Source organism: Methylobacter marinus A45, from assembly GCF_000383855.1.
Taxonomy (GTDB): Bacteria; Pseudomonadota; Gammaproteobacteria; order Methylococcales; family Methylomonadaceae; genus Methylobacter; species Methylobacter marinus.
In genome coordinates, this window is record NZ_KB912877.1 from 1,496,864 (window position 1) to 1,513,423 (window position 16,560).

19 protein-coding genes are annotated in these 16,560 nt (G+C 55.5%); 10 read left to right on the forward strand and 9 right to left on the reverse strand.

The window, feature by feature from the left end; all coding sequences use genetic code 11:
* The first annotated feature begins 9 nt into the window (after positions 1–9).
* Genes METMA_RS0106820 through METMA_RS0106830 form a run of 3 tightly spaced genes read left to right on the forward strand, consistent with a single transcriptional unit; the run spans position 10 to position 2,069 of the window.
* Positions 10–408: a nucleotidyltransferase substrate binding protein gene (locus METMA_RS0106820; RefSeq protein WP_020158327.1), complete on the forward strand. Its 399-nt coding sequence runs from the start codon at positions 10–12 to the stop codon at positions 406–408.
* Positions 405–743, forward strand: coding sequence for a nucleotidyltransferase domain-containing protein (locus METMA_RS0106825; protein ID WP_020158328.1), 339 nt, complete (start codon positions 405–407; stop codon positions 741–743). Before METMA_RS0106820 ends, METMA_RS0106825 begins: the two co-directional genes overlap by 4 nt.
* A gap of 3 nt (positions 744–746) precedes the next feature.
* Positions 747–2,069 carry a DNA recombination protein RmuC gene (locus METMA_RS0106830; RefSeq protein ID WP_020158329.1) on the forward strand — a complete coding sequence of 441 codons (1,323 nt, stop codon included), beginning with the start codon at positions 747–749 and terminating at the stop codon, positions 2,067–2,069.
* Between the two features lie 115 nt (positions 2,070–2,184).
* On the opposite strand, the gene METMA_RS0106835 is transcribed toward METMA_RS0106830, so the two are convergent.
* From METMA_RS0106835 to gshB, 8 genes are read right to left on the reverse strand one after another with little or no spacing between them, the layout of a single operon-like run.
* The gene (locus METMA_RS0106835) at positions 2,185–2,913 is read right to left on the reverse strand and encodes an LOG family protein (RefSeq protein WP_020158330.1); all 729 of its coding nucleotides are present in this window, start codon (positions 2,911–2,913) and stop codon (positions 2,185–2,187) included.
* A 4-nt stretch (positions 2,914–2,917) separates the two neighbouring features.
* Positions 2,918–4,237 (reverse strand): dihydroorotase, encoded by a 1,320-nt coding sequence (locus METMA_RS0106840; RefSeq protein WP_020158331.1) that lies wholly within the window; start codon positions 4,235–4,237, stop codon positions 2,918–2,920.
* Positions 4,234–5,199 carry an aspartate carbamoyltransferase catalytic subunit gene (locus tag METMA_RS0106845; RefSeq protein ID WP_020158332.1) on the reverse strand — a complete coding sequence of 322 codons (966 nt, stop codon included), beginning with the start codon at positions 5,197–5,199 and terminating at the stop codon, positions 4,234–4,236. Before METMA_RS0106845 ends, METMA_RS0106840 begins: the two co-directional genes overlap by 4 nt.
* A 5-nt stretch (positions 5,200–5,204) precedes the next feature.
* On the reverse strand, positions 5,205–5,723 hold the full coding sequence (gene pyrR / locus METMA_RS0106850) for a bifunctional pyr operon transcriptional regulator/uracil phosphoribosyltransferase PyrR (protein WP_020158333.1): 519 nt from the start codon (positions 5,721–5,723) through the stop codon (positions 5,205–5,207).
* Positions 5,720–6,160, reverse strand: a complete 441-nt coding sequence (gene ruvX / locus METMA_RS0106855; protein WP_369798218.1) for a Holliday junction resolvase RuvX — start codon at positions 6,158–6,160, stop codon at positions 5,720–5,722. The genes pyrR and ruvX overlap by 4 nt, the downstream gene beginning before the upstream one ends.
* A gap of 13 nt (positions 6,161–6,173) precedes the next feature.
* Complete coding sequence (locus METMA_RS0106860; RefSeq protein ID WP_020158335.1) at positions 6,174–6,737, reverse strand: YqgE/AlgH family protein; 564 nt, start codon at positions 6,735–6,737, stop codon at positions 6,174–6,176.
* A gap of 40 nt (positions 6,738–6,777) precedes the next feature.
* Complete coding sequence (locus METMA_RS0106865) at positions 6,778–7,659, reverse strand: energy transducer TonB (protein ID WP_020158336.1); 882 nt, start codon at positions 7,657–7,659, stop codon at positions 6,778–6,780.
* Positions 7,656–8,606 carry a glutathione synthase gene (gene gshB, locus METMA_RS0106870; protein WP_020158337.1) on the reverse strand — a complete coding sequence of 317 codons (951 nt, stop codon included), beginning with the start codon at positions 8,604–8,606 and terminating at the stop codon, positions 7,656–7,658. Before gshB ends, METMA_RS0106865 begins: the two co-directional genes overlap by 4 nt.
* Before the next feature lie 144 nt (positions 8,607–8,750).
* Between gshB and rpmB the strand changes: the two genes are divergently transcribed.
* Together rpmB and rpmG are read left to right on the forward strand one after the other, a co-directional pair.
* Positions 8,751–8,987: a 50S ribosomal protein L28 gene (rpmB, locus tag METMA_RS24135; protein WP_036251535.1), complete on the forward strand. Its 237-nt coding sequence runs from the start codon at positions 8,751–8,753 to the stop codon at positions 8,985–8,987.
* An 11-nt stretch (positions 8,988–8,998) separates the two neighbouring features.
* On the forward strand, positions 8,999–9,154 hold the full coding sequence (rpmG, locus tag METMA_RS0106875) for a 50S ribosomal protein L33 (RefSeq protein WP_020158338.1): 156 nt from the start codon (positions 8,999–9,001) through the stop codon (positions 9,152–9,154).
* Between the two features lie 95 nt (positions 9,155–9,249).
* On the opposite strand, the gene METMA_RS0106880 is transcribed toward rpmG, so the two are convergent.
* The gene (locus METMA_RS0106880) at positions 9,250–10,620 is read right to left on the reverse strand and encodes a cyclic nucleotide-binding domain-containing protein (RefSeq protein WP_036296772.1); all 1,371 of its coding nucleotides are present in this window, start codon (positions 10,618–10,620) and stop codon (positions 9,250–9,252) included.
* Positions 10,621–10,867: 247 nt separating this feature from the next.
* Here METMA_RS0106880 and METMA_RS0106885 point away from each other — a divergent pair, with 247 nt between their 5' ends.
* The 5 genes from METMA_RS0106885 to METMA_RS0106905 all read left to right on the forward strand — a co-directional run bounded on the left by METMA_RS0106885 (position 10,868) and on the right by METMA_RS0106905 (position 16,502).
* Positions 10,868–12,232 (forward strand): DegQ family serine endoprotease, encoded by a 1,365-nt coding sequence (locus tag METMA_RS0106885; RefSeq protein ID WP_020158340.1) that lies wholly within the window; start codon positions 10,868–10,870, stop codon positions 12,230–12,232.
* Positions 12,233–12,351: 119 nt separating this feature from the next.
* Positions 12,352–12,873: a molybdenum cofactor biosynthesis protein B gene (gene moaB / locus METMA_RS0106890; protein WP_020158341.1), complete on the forward strand. Its 522-nt coding sequence runs from the start codon at positions 12,352–12,354 to the stop codon at positions 12,871–12,873.
* A 1-nt stretch (position 12,874) separates the two neighbouring features.
* Positions 12,875–13,249, forward strand: coding sequence for a DUF423 domain-containing protein (locus METMA_RS0106895; RefSeq protein ID WP_020158342.1), 375 nt, complete (start codon positions 12,875–12,877; stop codon positions 13,247–13,249).
* Positions 13,250–13,280: 31 nt separating this feature from the next.
* Positions 13,281–15,932: an aminopeptidase N gene (gene pepN, locus METMA_RS0106900; protein ID WP_020158343.1), complete on the forward strand. Its 2,652-nt coding sequence runs from the start codon at positions 13,281–13,283 to the stop codon at positions 15,930–15,932.
* Positions 15,933–15,989: 57 nt separating this feature from the next.
* Positions 15,990–16,502, forward strand: a complete 513-nt coding sequence (locus METMA_RS0106905) for a PaaI family thioesterase (RefSeq protein ID WP_020158344.1) — start codon at positions 15,990–15,992, stop codon at positions 16,500–16,502.
* Positions 16,503–16,560: the final 58 nt, after the last annotated feature.

The window sequence follows — 16,560 nt, forward strand, 5'->3', positions numbered from 1 at the left end:
GAAATAAACATGACGGATGATATTCGCTGGCGGCAACGCTTTCAGAATTATGAAAAAGCATTCTTGTTGCTGGAGCGGGCTCTGGCTATAAAAACGCCTTCTGAAGTCGAGCGCGGCGGTATCATCCAGTTCTACGAAATGGCTTTCGAACTGGCATGGAAGCTGATGAAGGATTATCTCGAATATCAAGGCTTTACCTGTGTGTCGCCCAGAGAAGCGATCAAGCAGGCTTTTCAGGCCAATATTCTCGATGACGGCCATTTATGGCTAGAGGCTTTGGTCGACAGGAACCTGACCACGCATACTTATGACGAAAACAGGGCCCTGGCGGTTGTCGCCAAAATCAGGTCATCTTATTTTCCGGCCTTGCAGCAATTGTATCGTTATATGAAAGCCGAAATGCAATGATGGACGCAGGACTGACTCAAGCCGATATCCGGCTCATCCTGGGCGCGATCAAGCAGTTTCCTGAAATTCATGAAGCGCTGATCTTCGGCTCTCGCGCCAAAGGAACGTACAAAAAAGGATCCGACATCGATCTGGCCATCAAAGGCAAGGCTGTCTCCAGCGAAACGATTCACCGATTGAGTTTTCTGTTGAACGAAGAATTGCCTTTGCCGTATTTTTTTGACGTCGTGCATTATGAAACTATTGAGAACCAGGCACTGATTGAACACATCGATAGAATCGGCACACCGCTTTTCTCTTATCTTCAGAAGAATGATAGTTTTTCCCACAACTGAACGATGGACCTGTTAATTAACACACCCGCCTGGGCATTTGCCTTGATCGGCGCTTTAATCGGCGCATTACTGATGCACCTGTTCAATAGCCGTAGCAAGGCGCTTGTTACACGGCTGTCGACCGATCTCGCCGTCGCCGGGGAAAAATTAAGGCAGCTCCAAGCCTGCGACGCCGAATTGAAACAGTATCAGCAGCGCCTGATGCAGGCCCAGGCCCAAAATGCCCAGTTGCAGGCGCGCATGGACGAGCAGGCCCGGCATGCGGCCGAGAAACTGGCGCTGTTGCAGGATGCCGAAGCCCGGTTGAAAACCCAGTTCGAAAACCTGGCCGGCAAAATCTTCGACGAGCGCAGCCGACAGTTTTCCGAACACAATAAAGCCAGTCTCGATCACATCGTGATGCCGCTACGCGAGCAACTGGGCGAATTCAGGCAGCGCATCGAAACGGTTTACGACAATGAAAACAGGGACCGCATTTCCCTGCGCGAGGAGATCGTCTCGCTGCGGCGCGATACGGCGCAGATGAACCAGGAAGCATTGAACCTGACGCGCGCCCTGAAAGGCGACAAGAAAGCCCAGGGCAACTGGGGTGAGATGATTCTGGAAAAGGTGCTGGAACAGTCGGGGCTGCGCAAGGGCATCGAGTATGAGACCCAGGCCGCGTTCCGGGACGGGGACAACCGGCTGTTCAAGCCCGATGTCATCATCCGCCTGCCCGAGGACAAGGACATCATCATTGACTCCAAGGTATCGCTGCTGGCCTATGAGCGCTACTGCTCCAGCGAGGACGAGCAGGAAAGGACGCAGGCCTTGAAACAGCACACGGAAGCCGTGCGCGAGCATATCAAAAGCCTGAGCCGGAAAGACTACGCCGGCCTGAAAGGCCTGCGGTCGCTGGATTTCGTCCTGCTGTTCATGCCGATCGAGCCGGCCTTCATTGCCGCGGTCCAGGCCGACGAGCGCCTGTTCACCGACGCCCTTGAGCACAAGATCGTGATCATCACGCCGACCACGCTGCTGGCAACCTTGCGCACGATCGAGAATATCTGGCGCTACGAGCGCCAGAACGAGAATGCCCGGGCCATCGCCGACAAGGCCGGCATCCTTTATGACAAGATCCGCGGCTTCGTCGAAGAACTGGATAAGCTGGGCCGGCAGTTGAGCACCGTCAACACGACCTATGACAGCGTCATGAACAAATTGACGCGCGGCAACGGCAATCTGATCCGCCAGGCCGGCAGCTTCGTCGATCTGGGCGTCAAGGTCAAAAAGCCGTTTGCCAAAAGCATTACCGAACAGGCGGGGCTGGAAACCGGCGAGCGTTAATGCGTTTCAGCCGCCAGACCGGATTCACTGAGCGGCGGCAGCGGAACGGAGTTTGTAGTCATGCCGAACATTGGGAACGGGTGACCTGCCCGTCCGGCGGTAGAACCGACGGCAGTTAAAGCGCTTCTTCAGGCTCCAGCCTGGATTCCGTGGACAGCGTGCGCTGCCGGCTTTTCCATGCCCGATGCTCGATCATGACCTGCAGCACTTCCTGCGGATCGTCGGTAACCTTGATCAGGTCCAGGTCTTCCGGCGAAATGGTCTCGTACTGGATCATCGTCGTTTTGATCCAGTCGATCAGGCCGGCCCAGAAATCGCTGCCGAACAGCACCAGCGGCATCGGGTATATTTTGTGCGTCTGCATCAGCGTCAGCGCTTCAAAAAGCTCATCGAGCGTGCCGAAACCGCCGGGCATGCAGATGTAACCCATCGAATAGCGCACGAACATGACTTTTCGCACAAAAAAATAGCGGAAATCCAGCGCGACGTTCTGATAGGGATTCGGTTTTTGCTCCATCGGCAGGTTGATGTTCAGGCCGATGGAGTGGCGCTTTTGCAGATGCGCGCCCTTGTTGGCCGCCTCCATGATGCCGGGGCCGCCGCCGCTGATAATGGCGAAATCGTTCTTGGCCAGCAGTTCGGCGATTTCGACCGTTTTTTGATAATAGGCATGATGGCGGTCGAGACGGGCCGAGCCGAAAATCGACACGGCGTCGCACAGGCCCGACAGCCTGTCGAAGCCTTCGGTGAATTCGCTGATGATTCTGAAGATGCGCCAGGACTGGTCGCCTTTCATGTCCTCGATAATGCCCGAGGCGTCATAATGGTTCTTCCAGCAATCCATGGCCTCAAGCCCTCAAGCCGTGGCCCGGCACATGCCCGGCGCCCTGCTCCAGTTCATGAATGATCCGGCCGCCCTGCAGGGTATGCGTCACGCGGCCTTTCAGGGTCTGGCCCCAGAACGGCGTGTTGACGCCCTGGCTTTGCCAGTTGTCCTGGTTCACCTGCCAGGTCAGCTCCGGATCAAACACGCAGACATCGGCGGAAAAGCCCGGGGTCAGCGCGCCGCTTCTCAGGCGCAGAATCTGGGCCGGCTTCTCGGTCAGGGCCGCGATGCCCTGGGTCAGCGTGATGGCTCGCTGCGCGACCAGACTCAGCATCAAAGGCAGCAGGGTTTCCAGCGTCGACATGCCCGGCTCGGTCTCCGGAAACGCGCCGAGCTTGGCGTCGATATCGTGCGGCTGGTGGTCGGAGCAGATGCTGTTGATCGTGCCGCCGGCCAGGCCTTGCCGCAAATACTCTTTGTCCTCTTCGGTGCGCAAAGGCGGCAGGACATGATAAGCGCTGTCGAACGGCGCGATGTCGTTTTCGGTCAGGTGCAGCTGGTGCATGGCCACGTCGGCGCTGACATCGAGACCGTATTTTTTCGCCTGGTGAATGCGGATGACCGAACGCTTGCCGCTAAGCTGGCCGAAATGCACGCGGCAGCCGGTCAGCTCGGCCAGCTCCAGGCACTGCGCCACGGCGATGGTTTCGGCCGCTTCCGGAATGCTCGGCAGGCCGTAACGCGTCGCGAACACGCCTTCGTGCGCGCAGCCGTTATTGCCCAGCCAGTAATCGTTGGGCCGGAACATCAGCAACAGATCGTGACTGGCTGCGTATTCCATGGCGCGGCGCAGAATCAGCAGGTTTCTGACCGGCTGATTGGCGTTGCCGACCGCGATGCAGCCGGCCTGCATCAATGACAGCATGTTGCTCAGTTCGGTGCCCTCCAGTTTCTGGCTCAGCGCCGCGATCGGATAGATCTGCGCATAGCCGGCTTTTTCGGCAATGTCCTTGACCAGTTCGGCGACGGCCGGCGTGTCGATGACCGGCACGGTGTCGGGCTGCAGGCACATGGCGGTTATACCGGCGCTGGCCGCGGCCCGCGTTTCGCTGGCGAACGTCGCCTTGCGGCTTTGTCCCGGTTCGCGCAGGCGCGTGCTCAGGTCGATGAAACCCGGGCAGATGATCCGGTCGCTGGCATCGATGGTCCGGTCGGGCCTGAAGCCGTCCGGCTCGCTGAGCACGGAAACGATCTTGCCGTCGGCGATATAGACGGAGCCGACATGGTCGATTTTATTGGCGGGATCGATGATGCGTCCCTGGCTGATTTGTATGCGGCTCATGATAAGGCTCCCTGTCTTTGCATGGCCATGGACATGACCGCCATGCGCACGGCGATGCCGTTGCTGACCTGTTTCAGGATGACGGACTGCGGGCCGTCGGCGACTTTGGAATCGATTTCGACGCCGCGGTTGATAGGGCCTGGATGCATGACGATGGCGTCCGGCCTGGCGATTTTCAGCTTGTCCTCGGTCAGTCCGAAGCATTTGAAGTACTCGCTCTCGCTGGGCAGCAGCGCCGAAGTCATGCGCTCTTTCTGCAGGCGCAGCATGATGATGACGTCGATGTCCTTCAGGCCTTCCTTCAGGTTGTGCGACACGGTCACGCCGAGGGTCTCGACATGCGCGGGCAGCAGCGTTTTGGGCGCGATGACGCGGACTTCGGCCGCGCCCAGGGTGTTCAGGGCCAGAATCTGCGAGCGCGCGACCCGTGAATGCAGGATATCGCCGATGATCGCCACGCGCAGATTGGAGAAATCCTGTTTGATCTGGCGGATCGTGAACATGTCCAGCATGGCCTGGGTCGGATGCGCGTGCTGGCCGTCGCCGGCGTTGATGACGCTGATATGGGGCGCCGTGTGCTGGGCGATGAAGTGGGCCGCGCCGCTGATGTTATGGCGCACGACGAACATATCGACGAACATCGATTCCAGGTTGCGGATGGTGTCGAGCAGGCTTTCGCCCTTCGAGGTCGCCGAGGTGGCGATGTTCATGCTAAGGACGTCGGCGGACAGGCGCGTGGCCGCCAGTTCGAAGGTCGTGCGCGTGCGCGTGCTGTTTTCAAAGAACAGGTTGACGATGGTCTTGCCGCGCAGCAACGGGACTTTTTTGACCTGTTGCTCGGACATGCCGGCGAAGGACTCGGCGGTATCGAGAATTTCCGTCAGCAGGTTTTTGTCCAGTCCTTCAATGGTCAGGAAATGTTTGAGTTTGCCTTCCGAATTTAATTGCAGGTTATCGCCCATGGATGTTATGCCGCCGCCTCAATCGTTTGCACATGGATGGCCAGAGGGTCGGGACCGGTCAATTTAATGCGCTGATCGGCATTGAGCGTGATAACGGCGCCGACGCAATCGGGGCTGAGCGGGATCTGCCGGCCGTCGCGCTCGATCAGCACCGCCAGGACCACCTGATTGGGCCGGCCATAATCGAAGATCTCATTGAGTGCGGCGCGAATCGTGCGTCCGGTGTAGAAGACATCGTCGACCAGGATAATATCGCGGCCTTCGACATTGAGCGGAAGCTGGCTGGGCTTGACGTTAGGATTGACGCCGATTTGCGAGAAATCATCGCGATAAAACGAGATGTCCAGCAGCCCCAGCGGTTCGCTCAGGCCCAGGCGCCGATGCATCTGTTCGGCAACCCAGACGCCGCCGGTACGGATGCCGATCATCAGGGGATTTTCAAGCCGGCGCTCGACAATAACGTTTTTCAGCTCGGCTTCCAGTTTATTCAGTAATACGGGTATTTCCAGGTTATGCGTAGTCATGTTTTGTTTGTATGATCATTGAGCCAGGTTTGCAGGATAAGCTGGGCCGCCAGTTGGTCCTGAACTTCCCAGAGCTTGGCCGCATTGACGCCGACTTCGTCGAACAGCATCTGTTTGGCTTCGAATGTCGACAAGCTTTCATCCTGTTGATAAACAGGCAGCTGATAACGTCCTTCCAGCTGCCGGCAAAACTTTAGCATGCGCGGCGTGACCGGATTGTCCGAGCCGTCGGCCTGCCGGGAGACGCCAACCACGAGCCCTGCCGGCCGCCATTGCTGTATCAGCTTGCCGATGATGTCCCAATTGGGCGCCTGGTTGATGGAGCGAATGGTTTGCAGCGGACTCGCGGTGCCCGTGGTCGTTTGGCCGACGGCGACACCGATCTTTTTATTGCCGAAATCGAAACCCAGATAGGTATCGGTCGACGCTTTCGCCAACAGCGGATCTTGTTTAGCCATGTCCGGCCGGTGCCGTCAGCAAATTGATGTTGATGCCGATCTGGTTGGCGGCTGCGCTCCAGCGCTGCTCCACCGGCGTATCGAATAACACGGTATTGCCGCAGGGCGTATTCAGCCAGGCATTGTTTCTCATTTCGTTTTCCAGCTGGCCTTCGCCCCAGCCGGCGTAGCCTAAAGCGACCAGAAACTGCTCAGGACCTTCCCCGACAGCGATGGCTTCAAGTATGTCTCGCGACGTCGTCAACGAAATGGAATCCGAAATCGCCAAGCTCGAATCCCAGCCGCCGCCGGCGCTATGGATCACGAAGCCGCGCTCCATCTGCACCGGGCCGCCGACAAAAACAGGCGTATCGGCCGCGGCCATGGAGGTCACGCGGATGTTCATCTGGTTAAAAATCTCGCTCAGCTTCATCTCTGCCGACCGATTGATGACTATCCCCAAGGCACCCTCTTCATTGTGCTGACACAAATAGGTGACGGTATGGAAAAAATTGGGGTCCGCCAGATTGGGCATGGCGATAATAAATTGATTGGTTAAATAAGTCGCTCCGTTCATGTGCCGTAGTATCAGGGGTTATGGTTGGCTCTGCAAATATTTATTGCGAGGTCATACCGGATTCATCGGTAAATTTCCAGACTCTGGGAATCACTAACACCTTGGTCTCTTTGAGCACTTCAGCAGGCAATGGTGCAAAAGGCGCACTCATTTTGACAATGTTTTTCGCGGCCTCATCGAGCGCGGGATTTCCCGAGGACCGGTTGATGCGAATGCTATAGATGCTGCCGTCGGCACTGATGCCGACATCCATCATTAATGTCGCCGAGAAATTTTTCTTGGCCGCCACTTCCGGGTAGTTGAGATTGCCGGTCCGCTCCACTTTGTTTTCCCAATCCTTCATGTATTGCATGCCGACCGCTTTATGAGCGCTCAGCTGTTCAACAAATTTTATCTGGGAATTGTCGGCGCTTTGCTCCTTGCGTCTTATTTCCGCGCCCAACTGGGCAATTTGACGCTGCAGGGTTTCGGCTGACAAGTGCGGACGCGGTTGCGGTTTCTGTTTGCCCTCCTCGGGCTTGCTGGCCACAACTATTTTCTTCTCGGCTGTCTTTTGCACGACCACTTTTTCTATTGCCTTGGGCTTGCTTTCGACCTCCGCTGACTTTTTCGCAACCGGCTTGGCCTGGCTTGCGCCTTGACTGGGCAGTTGCTGCTTGGGCGGCTCGGGCTTGCGGGTCTCGTCACCGGCACCGACCTGATTTTCCTGCGCCAGGAATTTGGCTTCCTTGGGGGCCTTTTTCGCCGGCGTATTCACCAGGACGATGTCAATGGAGCGATGCACTTTCTCCGGTTTAGGCAGGCTGAAGCTGACGCCTAAGACCAGGACGATATGCACGACAGCCGCCAAAAACAACGTTATCAATAATGAGTCATTACTGGATAAAGAGGGAGGGGGATCGAACATAGCTTCAGTCGTCATCGTTGAATTTCACCTTCAATATGATCCATTAACAGGCCGGCAATATTAAGCCCGAACTGGCGGTCCAGTTCCTGTACGCAAGTCGGGCTGGTGACATTGATCTCGGTTAGCATATCACCGATCACATCGATGCCGGCAAAAACAAGGCCTTTTTCGCGCAGGGTCGGTCCAACCTGGTTGGCGATCCACAAGTCCCTTTCCGTCAATTTGCGTCCTTCGGCCGTGCCGCCGGCCGCCAGATTGCCGCGCGTCTCGCCCTGCGCGGGGATGCGCGCCAGCGCATAAGGCACGGGCTCGCCGTTGACCAGTAAAATACGCTTGTCGCCGTCTTTAATCTCCGGCAGATATTTCTGCGCCATTACGTAACGGCTGTTGTACTGCGTCATGGTTTCCAGAATCACGCTGAGATTGGGATCGTTCTGGCGCAAATGAAAAATCGATGTCCCGCCCATGCCGTCCAGCGGCTTTAAGATAATCTCGCCCTGTTCCTGCAGAAAATGCCGGATGCGGGCAGGCTCGCGCGCCACCAGTGTCGGTGCGCAGCATTGCGGAAACCAGGCCGTGAACAGCTTCTCATTGGCATCGCGTAGCGACTGAGGTTTGTTGACGACATAAACGCCCGCATTTTCCGCGCGCTCCAACAGGTACGTGGCATAGATGTATTCCTGATCGAATGGCGGGTCTTTGCGCATCAGGATGACATCCAGCGTATCCAGGGCAATATCCTGCTCCGCCAGGAACTGATACCACTGCTGTTCATCGCGCTGAACGGTCAGCGTTCGCGTTCTTGCATACGCCCTGCCATTGCTCAGGAACAGATCGTTAAGTTCCATATAATGCAACTCCCAGCCCCGGGACTGGGCTTCCAGCAGCATGGCAAAACTGGTGTCTTTCTTTATGTTGATATGGTCGATGGAGTCCATGACCATACCGAGCTTAATAGGCATGAGAGGTCCTGATGTAATTACTTGAAAAACAAAATAACGGATGGTTTTAGGGCGGTCATTTTATCGATTGTTATTTACCTTGAAAAGAATTTTTGGTATAAAGCACGGCTAACTTTTGAATTTAGGCACACTAAGAGGTTAATCATGTCCAGAGTATGTCAAGTAACAGGGAAACGCCCGGTTACCGGAAATAACGTATCGCACGCCCACAACAAAACCAGAAGACGCTTCAGCCCGAACCTGCAACATCACAGATTCTGGGTGGAAAGCGAGAATCGCTGGGTTCGTCTTAGAGTTTCTGCCAAAGGCATGCGTGTCATCGATAAAAAAGGCATTGATGCTGTTCTGGCTGATTTGCGTAAACGCGGCGAAAACGCTTAAGGGGTTAAAAAATGCGCGATAAAATCAAACTGGTTTCTTCCGAAGGCACAGGTCACTTCTATACCACGACCAAAAACAAACGTACAATGCCTGAAAAAATGGAGATCAAAAAATTTGATCCCGTTGTTCGCAAGCACGTTATCTACAAAGAAGCAAAAATCAAGTAAACAGTTGGTTTGACAACTTCTTTTAAGTCGCCTGGCTGACCACAGCTGATTAAAGCTGTGGTTTTGCTAGCCTTCCGGGCGATATTCCGCCCCTCCTATGCTTTATTCAGCACCTGCGTCAGCTTTTCCATCTGCCTGCGCAACATGCGGCTTTGTTTTAACGCCTCTTCCTTCTCAATCTCCAGATTCTGGCACTTTTCACTGAGCTGCAGATTCAATTTTCTCAGCGCATCATTCTCGGACTTCAAAGCCCTGACCAGATCATCGCTGGCTGAGATTGATGAGGCCTGAACAGCTTGTTGTTGCGGCTGGTGCTGCAAATGAACGCCGTCCGCATGGCTTGTCAAGGTCTCAGTGCCGTCATCAATAATAAATTGAGCGGTCTCACGTTTCTGCTCCGCCGCTTCCTTCTTTGCTTTCGGCTCCGTAACCGCGTTCATGCCGCCGTCCAGGATCAAGGCATCAAATCTATGCCTGAGCAATAAAAAGGCCGCCGCCTCACTGGCCTTGCCATCGGCGCAAACCACAATGACGGGCTGCTCGCGATTGAACGTTTTAAGCTGCATCCTTAACGAGAAAAAAGGCGCGTTGATACTGCCAGGCAAATGCCCCGCCCTATGCTCGTCCAACGAACGAACATCAAGCAACGTTGCGCCCTGGCTCAAGGCTTTCCGCATCTGCTCATGGGTAATAAACTTCAGCAACGGCTCTTTGATCAAGGATAAAAATTGATATTTATCCAGACGCAATACGACCATATTCGTCAGTGCTGTGATGGTAACGTTTCTCGGCGCGCCGGAAAGCAGCGCATCCTCTCCGAAAGCATCGCCTTTGCCAAGTTGCGCCAATTTAATCTCTTTGGCATTCGGCGAGGGTTTGCGCGACACCAGGCAGTGCCCGCTTTTTATCAAATAATAATAATCGCCCTTATCTCCCTGTTTGATAATGGGTTCGCCCGCATCAACGCTGACTTCTTCCAGCGTGATCAGAACTTTCTGCAGATTGGCAGGCGGCAGGCGCTGAAAAACAGGCGACCTCAATAATGCGGTCATCCAGTCATTTGGATCATCTTCAGGTTCTTCATTAACCATATAACTATTGTCCTCTTTGTAAACCAAAGGCGCCGGATTATTAACCATGCCGGCATCCAGACGCAAAAAACGCACGGCGCCATTCGCGACGGCATCGATTTTCCTCGGTATCTGGTGTGCCAATGCAAATCGGGCGGCTTCGCTTTCGGCGGCAATGACTTCGATAATGAGTCCTTCCGCCTGAAGCGTCACTTCGCCACTTAATAGATAAATGAGACGCGTATCCGTGTCTCCTTTTTTAAACAGCGTCCCGCCCTGAACTTCCTCGATGTTCATGTTTTCGCATAAAACGTTGAATTGAGCACCAGGCAAAGTGCCCAACGGGATCAGCTTGCGAACAATCTGTCCATCCTCGGAATTAATATCTATGGCCATCAAAGTATCTTGAAGCGGGATTCATATTAAAAATAGTCCATTTTTTATCGATTGCCTTGTTAAAGGCTGGATTCTAGCAATTAAGTGACTGGCAAAAAATGAACCGGCGCTCAAAATCAGCAAATGCATAACCCGTTTTTCGCCGAATCGCCATCAGTTCATTTATTATGGACAACTCAGCCTTGTATTAAACATTTTCACACCCATATTGTCTATGGACACGATTAATCACTCGCGGAACCCCATGATGAATAATAAATTAGTAAAACAGCTTTTATTGATGACTTTATTACCGGTTTACCTGACCGCCCCCTCGATGACACATGCCGCGTTGCCGTCCTACGCGGAAGGGCAGCCTTTACCGTCATTGGCGCCGATGCTTGAGCGCAGCATGCCGGCCGTGGTCAATATTTCCACCACTACCAATATTCAGGTCAGGGAAAATCCGTTGATGCAGGATCCGTTTTTCCGCCATTTCTTTCAACTGCCTAATCAGCCTCCACGCCAGCAGCAAAAGAACAGCCTGGGCTCCGGCGTTATCATCGACAGCGAACAAGGCTTTGTACTCACCAACAACCATGTGATCGACAAAGCCGACAAGATTATGGTGACGCTGAATGACGGCCGCCAGCTCAATGCCGAACTGATCGGCACCGATCCGGAAGCCGACGTCGCCATCATCCAGATTCCGGCCGATAATCTGACGGAACTGCCCATTGCCGATTCCAACCAGCTCAAAGTCGGCGATTTCGTCGTGGCTATCGGTAATCCGTTCGGCCTGGGCCAGACTGTCACGTCGGGTATTGTCAGCGCGCTGGGCCGATCAGGACTGGGCATAGAAGGCTATGAGGATTTCATCCAGACCGACGCCTCCATCAACCCCGGCAATTCAGGCGGCGCGCTGGTTAACCTGCGGGGCGAGTTTGTCGGCATGAATACGGCCATTCTGGCGCCCACCGGCGGTAATGTCGGCATCGGTTTCGCGATTCCGGCCAATATGATCATGACCATCAAGGAGTCGCTGGTCAAACACGGAGAGGTCAGACGGGGCCTGCTGGGCGTCACGACACAGGATCTGAGCGCCGAACTGGTCAAGGCGTTTAATCTGAAAAATAAAAACGGCGCGGTCATCAGCCGGGTCGACAACAACTCGCCGGCAGCCAGAGCCGGCCTGGAACCGGGCGACATCATCGTATCCGTCAACGGCCGCCCCGTTAAAAACAGCCATGACATCCGCAACATCATCGGTTTGATGCAAATCGGCGATAAAGTGGAACTGCAATACTTTCGCGGCGATGAGAAAAGGGAAACGACGGCGACGATCGGCAAGCCAAAAAAACTGCAATTGGCGGGCGACAAGCTGCACCCGACCTTGCAGGGCACGATATTAAGCGCCACGCGAAAAGAACAGGTCGAAGGTGTCCTGATCGAAAAAATCAACACCGCTTCAAAAGCATGGCACGCAGGATTGCGCCCTGGCGACGTGATTGTGACGGCAAACCGTTATCGCATTCATAATCTTGACGAACTGGCCCAGGTCGTTAACCCGAACTCCCCGCTGCTGATTAATATCCAGCGCGGGCCGGAAGCTTTCTTTCTTGTATTACAGTAAGTAATATAGAATCAGAAATCCGGAGGGCGATCGGAAGGTCGCCCCTTTTTTTGTTATGCGGCTAAAAGCGGAGGCGCACATTGCCCGAGCGGCTGCCCGGCTGCCCACCCCATTGAATTATGACAACTGAAAAACAATTTATCCCGTTAAACATTGCCGTGCTGACGGTCTCGGACACCCGTACCGATAGCGATGATATCTCTGGCAAGGCCTTGGCGGAGCGCGCCCAGGCAGCCGGACACCAAGTCATCGAAAAGCAAATAGTGCCCGACAATATTTACCGGATCCGGGCCGCGGTTTCTGCCTGGATTGCCGCTGATGACATTAATGTCATCATCACTACAGGCGGCACCGGCGTGACCGGCAGGGATGGCACGCCGGAAGCGGTCGAACCTTTGCTGGACAAGGTGCTGGACGGTTTCGGCGAGGTTTTCAGAATGTTGTCGTATCAGGATATTAAAACCTCTACCATCCAGTCCCGGGCCGTCGCCGGCGTTGCCAATGCAACTTATATTTTTTGCCTGCCCGGCTCGTCGGGCGCCTGCCGCACGGCCTGGGACGAGCTCATCAAGGAGCAGCTCGATTTCCGCACCCGCCCGTGCAATCTTGTGCAACTCATGCCCAGACTGATGGAAAAATAATATGCATTCAATTTTTTTAGGCCTTGGCGCTGCCAGCGCATTTCTGGGTGTCGGCATGGGCGCGTTCGGCGCACACGCGCTCAAAACCGTCCTGAGCCCTGATATGCTCGAAGTCTACAAGACCGCGGTCAGCTACCAGATGTGGCACGCGCTGGGACTGATTGCCATCGCCTTTATACCGCAAGCATCCGGGTCGGCTCTGGTACACTGGGCCGGTTGGCTGATGTTCGCCGGCATACTGCTGTTTTCCGGCAGTCTCTATCTGCTGACGATCCTGAATCTGAAATGGTTGGGCATGATTACGCCGATAGGCGGCGTTGCTTTCCTGAGCGCATGGTTACTTATCGTCATTTTCGCTGTCAAAACCCATTACTGAATTTAATCCATAAACAGTCCCGAACAACACTATGCGTGATACCAACCCACAAACCGTCTATTTAAAAGATTACACCGCTCCTGAGTACCTGATCGATAGCGTTGAGCTGAATTTCACGCTCGACGACGAAAACACCCAGGTCATCTCCCGGCTTACCATGCGCCGCAACCCGGACAGCCGCTCCGCCGGCAAGTCCCTGACCTTAGTCGGCGAAAACCTGAAACTGTCGCACGTCAACCTGAATGACGGCGATGACCTGACGACGGCCGACTACCAGCAGACCGCCGATGAGTTAATCATCACCGAAGTACCGCAAGATAAAAGCTTTGTGCTGACCATCGAAAACCAGATTAATCCGCAAGCCAATACCGCGCTGGAAGGGCTGTATCTTTCCAACGGCATGCTGTGCACGCAATGCGAGGCGGAAGGTTTCAGGAAAATCACTTACTACCTCGACCGGCCCGACGTCATGGCGCGGTTTACGACCACCATCATCGCCGACAAAAGCCGCTATCCGGTGCTGCTGTCGAACGGCAACAAGGTCGGTCATGGCGAGCTGTCCGAAAACCGCCATTGGGTCACCTGGGAAGACCCGTTCGCCAAGCCCTGCTATTTGTTCGCGCTGGTCGCAGGCCAGCTGCATTGCGTCGAAGGCCGCTTCACCACGCAATCGGGCCGTGACATCAGCCTGCAGGTTTTTGTCGAGGCGCATGACCTGGATAAATGCGATCACGCGCTGCAGTCACTGAAAAACGCGATGCGCTGGGACGAAGAAGTCTACGGCCGCGAGTATGATCTGGACCTGTACATGATCGTCGCGGTCAGCCACTTCAATATGGGCGCGATGGAAAACAAGGGACTCAACGTATTCAACACCAAATATGTGCTGGCGCGCCCGGACACGGCCACGGACGCCGATTACGAACATATCGAGGGCGTCATCGGCCATGAATATTTCCACAACTGGACCGGCAACCGCATCACCTGCCGCGACTGGTTTCAGCTCAGCCTGAAGGAAGGCTTCACGGTGTTCCGCGATCAGGAATTTACCGGCGACCGGACTTCTAAAGCCGTCAAGCGCATCGAGGACGTCAACATGCTGCGCACGCGCCAGTTCGCCGAGGACGCAGGCCCGCTCGCGCACCCGATCCGCCCCGACGCCTATATGGAAATCAACAATTTCTATACCCTGACCGTGTATGAAAAAGGTGCCGAAGTCGTGCGCATGATACACACCCTGCTGGGCGCCGAAGGCTTCAGAAAAGGCAGCGATCTGTATTTTGAGCGCCATGACGGCCAGGCCGTGACCTGCGATGATTTCGTCAAGGCCATGGAAGACGCCAACGGCGCCGACCTGACCCAGTTCCGGCGCTGGTACTCCCAGGCCGGCACGCCGGTATTGACGGTACGGCAGCACTATGAGCCAGGCGATCAGACGCTGACGTTGACCATCGCCCAGAACTGCCCGCCGACGCCGGGCCAGCCCGTCAAGGAACCGCTGCATATTCCCGTCAGGATCGGACTGATCAATCCTGACGGCTCTGTCGCGCCGTGCCGGCTGGCAGGCGGCGATCAGGCCAGCGATGAAGTGACTTTATCGGTCACCGAAGCCGAGCAGTCGTTTACCTTCGAAGGACTGGCGCAGCAGCCTGTCGTCTCCCTGCTCAGGGGGTTCTCGGCTCCGGTAAAACTGGACATGGACTATAGCCTTGAAGAGCTGGCGTTTTTATTGAGCCACGACAGCGACACCTTTAACCGCTGGGAAGCCGGGCAACAGTTGGCAGGCACCATTATCATCGGACTCATAGAAGACGCCCGGAAAGGCCGCGACCTGCATCTTGACCCGATGATCGTCGAGGCTTTCAGGCAAGTGCTGGAACAATCCTGGGACGACCTGTCCTATTTCTCGCTGTTGCTGGACCTGCCGTCGGAAACCTATCTGGCCGAGCAGATGCCGGTAGTCGATGTGGAAGCCATCCACACGGCGCGGGAATTCGTCAAACGGACGCTGGCGCGGCAGTTACAGCCGCAATTCCAGGCGTTGTACCAGGCCAATCACCGCGACGAATCAGGCCAGTTCGATGCCGGCGCCATAGGCCGCAGGCGCATCAAAAACACCTGCCTGGGTTATTTGAGCAAACTGGAAAACGCCGACATCCAGAACTGGGCCGAACAGCAATTCAAAACCGCCGGCAACATGACCGATCAAATAGCCGCTCTTACGGCTATCGTCAACAACCCGCACCCGGCTACCGAGCAATGCCTGACGGATTTTTACCGGCAATGGCGGGACGAGGCGCTGGTGATCGATAAATGGTTTACCTTGCAGGCCACCAGCCCCATGCCGGGCACTTTCGCCACGGTTCAGTCCTTGCTGGCCCATGATGCCTTTGATCTGAAAAACCCGAACCGCGTCAGGTCCCTGATCGGCGCCTTCAGCCAGGCCAATCCGCTGCATTTCCATGCCGCGGACGGCCAGGGTTATCAGTTCCTGGCCGATCAGATCATCGCACTGAACACGATCAACCCGCAGGTGGCCTCGCGCATGCTGGGCGCCTTGACCCAATGGCGGCGTTTTGACGAAAGCCGTCAGGCGCTCATGAAAGCGCAGTTGGAAAGGATCATGGGCACCGAAGCCATCTCCAGGGATGTTTATGAAGTAGCGAGCAAAAGCCTGGCTTAAACGCTCTCACGCCGGGAATGCGGACTCGCGCGGCCCGCGTTCCCGCTGAATACGTGCTTGCCCAAACCCTCCATCATGAACCTGCGCCGTCTGATCTGGAACAGCCGCTGGCTGACCGATAAGCAACGTATAGAATGGTATCCGGCCTTCTGGCTGATGCGCCTGAAAGTGCTGGAAATTTCACCGTGCTGGCGCACGGTAAGAATTCTGCTGCCGCACAGCTGGATCGCCACCAACGCCGGCGGCAGCCTGTTCGGCGGCTTTCAGGCCTGTCTGGCCGATCCGATTGCCGCCATGTCCTGCGTCAAGGTATTTCCCGGCTATGCCGTCTGGACCCGCTCCCTGCATCTGGACTTCAGGCATGAGGGCCGCACCGACCTGGAACTGCGTTTCAGCCTGTCCGCCGATCAGGAGGATCAAATCCGGCAGGAGCTGGCGCGCAAGGGCCGCAGCACCCCTGAATTCACTTACGCGTTCTATCAGCGCGACGGGACTTTATGCACGGAAATCAAGGCCCGCATCGCCATCAGACCTAAAGGTTACGCTGTGCCGAAAAGAGGCAATAAATAAGCGCCTGAATCGCTACGAATCTGTATTGAGTGCTAGAATAGCACCATTCATACAGGCA